The following is a 2,962-nucleotide window of genomic DNA, read 5'->3' as shown; positions in this document are numbered from 1 at the left end:
GCTAAATATTTTGAAGAAAAAGGAATAACTAAGTAAGCGAATGTCGATAGGTTTTTATAACCTATCGGCTTTACTATAATTTTTGTTTTTTTAAAAGGGGAGTATGATGAAGAAAACGATCATAAAAACAATAATAATTATCCTTATCCCCCTCATACTTTTCGTAATTGGTTTACTGTTTTACTATCCATCTTTTAAAGTGATTGCCTTCTCATATGAGGACAGTGAACAGCTTCTTGCATATTTACCATTAAAAGAGGAAAAAACCTTTCAACTAAAATATACACATTCAATCCATTTGTCAGATGTTATTGAGACTTATGAAGTAACATCCAAGAATATTAAGCTAACAACTTTAGAATATGAGGACTTTGCAGTTGGAATGCCTTCTAACGCAGAAGGTGTTGAAATATTTAAAGTCACGAATGGGAAATATCAGATAACAAATATGAAGCGAATTTTCCCATATATTGATTTAAGAATCGGACAAGTGAGGGCAAATCATCAATTCATCTATTTGAATAAAACATACATTCTTTCAGATTATATAAAACCTGGAACATGGGTAAGAATTTCACTAAAACGGATTTCGCTTTGGCAACAATTGAAGGGAGTGAATCTCTAATGGCTGAAATAGAAAAACAATTAACTGAAGAAGAGCAACAAGAGTTAATCGCAAAATATGATCCAGAAGCGGGGACAAGGAAGTTAACAGGTATCCTTGGATATATTGCATTTTTTGGTCTGCTTGCCTTTTCACTATTTCAATTATATACGGCCATCTTTGGTGTATTTACCGCACAAATTCAACGGACTGTACACTTAGGCTTTGCCTTGTCGCTGATCTTTTTACTTTTTCCAGCCAATCGTAAAAAACAAAAAACAGGTAAATTCCAAATTACGTGGTATGACGGTATATTAGCAGTTTTAAGTATAGGTGTCGGTGCTTACTGGCCATTATTTTTTGACGATCTTGTGATGAGTGTAGGCCGTTTAAGCACATTAGATTTCATAGTTGGTGCAATAGCGATTTTATTAGTTTTGGAGGCAACAAGACGAGCGGTAGGCTTACCGATTATGATTATTGCTGTTATTTTTGTTTTATACGGTTTGTTTGGTCAATACATGCCTGGCTTTCTTTCTCATCGCGGATTAACTTTAGAACGTTTGGTGCAAACGATGTTTTTTACAACTGACGGGATATTAGGAACACCATTAGCTGTTTCATCAACCTTTATATTCTTATTCCTCTTGTTTGGAGCATTTCTTATAAGAACTGGAGTTGGGCAATATTTTAATGACTTATCAATAGCAGTTGCAGGCCGCAGAATTGGTGGTCCTGCAAAGGTTGCGATATTTTCAAGCGCCCTGCAAGGAACAATTAGTGGCAGTTCTGTTGCAAATGTTGTGACATCAGGAGCATTTACGATTCCGATGATGAAAAACCTTGGCTACAAAAAGGAATTTGCTGGTGCTGTCGAGGCAGCATCGTCTACAGGCGGGCAACTTATGCCACCTATAATGGGAGCTGCAGCATTCCTCATGGTTGAGTTTATTGGAAACGGCATTACGTATTGGGATATTGCTAAGGCAGCTGCAATTCCGGCAATTCTATACTTTGCAGGAATATGGATTATGACTCATTTTGAAGCAAAGCGAATTGGACTTAGAGGGTTAACGAAAGAAGAAATGCCTAGTCGGAAAGAAATATTTAGTAAAATTTATCTTCTTCTTCCTATTCTAACAATCGTTGTTTTATTAATGGCAGGCGTAATCGTCACACATGCTGCTTTATACTCAATCTTAGTCGCAATCCTTGTAAGTTTAATTAATAAGGAAACGAGAATGGGACCAAAGGAATTTGTTTTTGCATTAGTAGAAGGAGCACGAACAGCTCTTGGGGTAGCAGCGGCAACAGCAGCAGCTGGTATAATTGTAGGAATTGTTACAAAAACCGGATTGGGATTAAAGCTAGCAAATGGTCTAGTTGATCTAGCAGGAGGATATTTAATTCCAACACTTATGTTAACAATGATCGCTGCACTAATACTTGGAATGGGCTCACCAACAACGGCTAATTACGTTATCACTTCAACGATTGCGGCACCGGCTATTATCCTATTAGGTGTACCTGATTTATCTGCACATCTATTTGTCTTCTATTTTGGAATAATTGCGGATATTACACCACCAGTAGCTCTAGCGGCCTTTGCTGCAGCAGGTGTAGCAGGAGCAGAACCATTTAAAACAGGAGTCGATTCAGCGAAATTAGCAATCGCTGCCTTCATTATCCCATATGTCTTTGTTCTATCACCTGAATTACTTATGATTGATGCAACCTGGTATGAATTAGTATGGGTAATCCTTACATCTGTTCTAGGAATGATCGCAATAGGAGCTGCAATTATCGGATATTGGATGAGAAAGATGCACTGGCTAGAACGAATCGTTAATATCATTTCTGGATTATTGCTTATATATCCAGAAAGAATTTCAGATATTACAGGCTTAATCCTATTTGTTGCAATGTTTGCGTTACAATTTATTTGGAAACGGAACAATGATCAAAAAAATAAGCCAAACATGGCCGTGGAAAGTTAAGAATGAATAGGTAACATGATGTAGTAATCTCCTCTTAACTATAGGAGATTACTACATTCTACTTAATTTAGAGGCGCTTATATTTTCCGGGAAATAAGTCGAAATGTGAAATTAGATTGATATGTTAGAAAAGTATTGACTATAAACCCTATAATAAATATAATAGAAAATGTAACTTATAAATACGACTTGTTAGCTCAGTGGGAGAGCACTTCCTTGACAGGGAAGGGGTCGGGGGTTCAAGTCCCTCACAGGTCATTACTTGAATAACGTTGATATAAAAGGGTTTCTCTTAATTGAGAAACCCTTTTATTTTTTATCTTATTTTTGATAAGTAAAGGAAAAGGATTTTGATACTTGG

The 2,962-nt window shown here is 36.5% G+C and carries 2 protein-coding genes and 1 tRNA gene; all 3 read left to right on the top strand.

Annotation, left to right across the window (positions count from 1 at the left end; all coding sequences use genetic code 11):
• Positions 1-106 precede the first annotated feature (106 nt).
• Positions 107-625 (top strand): DUF1850 domain-containing protein, encoded by a 519-nt coding sequence (locus HU235_RS17975; RefSeq protein WP_174881110.1) that lies wholly within the window; start codon positions 107-109, stop codon positions 623-625.
• Positions 625-2,601: a TRAP transporter permease gene (locus tag HU235_RS17970; RefSeq protein WP_174881109.1), complete on the top strand. Its 1,977-nt coding sequence runs from the start codon at positions 625-627 to the stop codon at positions 2,599-2,601. Before HU235_RS17975 ends, HU235_RS17970 begins: the two co-directional genes overlap by 1 nt.
• 186 nt (positions 2,602-2,787) lie before the next feature.
• Positions 2,788-2,859, top strand: a tRNA-Val gene (locus HU235_RS17965).
• The last annotated feature ends 103 nt before the right edge of the window (positions 2,860-2,962 follow it).

Source organism: Metabacillus niabensis (assembly GCF_902829255.1).
GTDB lineage: Bacteria > Bacillota > Bacilli > Bacillales > Bacillaceae > Metabacillus > Metabacillus niabensis.
The sequence above is the reverse complement of the archived record's forward strand: the minus strand, read 5'-3'. Positions and strand labels throughout refer to the sequence as shown.

Coding starts and splice junctions, on each gene's coding strand:
- HU235_RS17975 (WP_174881110.1), top strand. CDS start 107: ATGAAGAAAACGATCATAAAAACAATAATAATTATCCTTATCCCCCTC.
- HU235_RS17970 (WP_174881109.1), top strand. CDS start 625: ATGGCTGAAATAGAAAAACAATTAACTGAAGAAGAGCAACAAGAGTTA.